The organism is Azospirillum mesophilum (genome assembly GCF_053470405.2).
Map to the genome: position 1 here is coordinate 1 of NZ_JBPXMQ020000115.1, position 1,034 is coordinate 1,034.

At 69.6% G+C, this 1,034-nt stretch carries 1 protein-coding gene and 1 pseudogene; both read right to left on the reverse strand.

Translation table 11 applies throughout. The features are described 5' to 3' along the window. Positions 1–309: pseudogene (locus ACSVC7_RS32665) on the reverse strand (ISAs1-like element ISAzs22 family transposase); the annotation flags it as partial. Beyond that, complete coding sequence (locus ACSVC7_RS32670) at positions 224–937, reverse strand: ISAs1 family transposase (RefSeq protein ID WP_483509176.1); 714 nt, start codon at positions 935–937, stop codon at positions 224–226. The gene ACSVC7_RS32670 and the pseudogene ACSVC7_RS32665, both read right to left, overlap by 86 nt. Positions 938–1,034 lie beyond the last annotated feature (97 nt).

Consider the following 1,034-nt stretch of genomic DNA (forward strand, 5'->3'; position numbering starts at 1 on the left):
GCGGGCGAGCGCGAGCAGCGCCGCAGGCGAGGCGTGGTCGCGGTCCAGGCTGGTGATGGCGTAGACGGTTTCGTGCGAGATCGCGCCCTTGACCTCGCGGGTCCGCTCGATGCGGCAGACCTGCGCCACGCCGGGCCAGTCGAGCGCGGGAACGACCTCGCGGCTGACGGTGATGCGGCGGGTTTCGATGCGCCCGTGCCCCTTCTCCACGGTCTGCGCGCTCTCACGGTCCGGCGGCGGCCCGTCGAGGGCGGGAGGCGGGGGCTGGCCCTGGAACGCCGCCACCAGTTCCGGGGGGAAAAGCGTCACCGAAGGCGACGGCGAGATCGGCCATCAGCGCCGGTTGGTTGGCTTTGACGGTGAACAGATAATCGCCGCCGCCGTCGCGGATAGCTTGGCAGATGGCGCGCTGACAGAACACCGCATCTCCGGTGATTACCGCACCGCCCAGCGGCAGGCTCTTGAGCAGCGTCAGCGCGGCGGTGATCTCGTTGGCCTCGGGCGGCACCCGCAACTGGCCGATCACCGTCCCCAGCCGGCTGGCGAAGGCGGCCAGCAGATGCACGCCTTCGCTGCCATCGTGCCCGGCCGGCGCGCTGCCCTTCAGGCGCTTGCCGTCGAGCGCCACATGCCCGACCGGGCCGGAGCCGCGCGCCCATTCCCCCAACACAGCCTCGGCCGCCGTCACGTCCAAAGCCTTGAAGAAATAGTGGTACATGGCGTGACACGGCGCCCGCTCCAGGCCCAGCAGGTACAATGCCTCGGGCGGCAACCGTCGCCCCCAGCGAAAGATCGCCATCAGGTCGTTGGCCCCCGCCAGCATCGCCGACAGCGCCAACACCAGAACCGATGCCAGAGGGTACTGCCGCCCCTTCCGGCCCCGGCGATCCGGGATCGCTCCCACAACCTCCCACAGCGTCCGCGGTCCCCCCGTCATCGCTCCGACTCTCCGGCTCGGTCCCTGCCGATAGCCTTGTGAATCAACTGACGACTCGCGTCACCCGAAATTCATCCACCTTCTCTGAATCGCCCTG

Coding starts and splice junctions, on each gene's coding strand:
- ACSVC7_RS32670 (WP_483509176.1), bottom strand. CDS start 937: ATGACGGGGGGACCGCGGACGCTGTGGGAGGTTGTGGGAGCGATCCCG.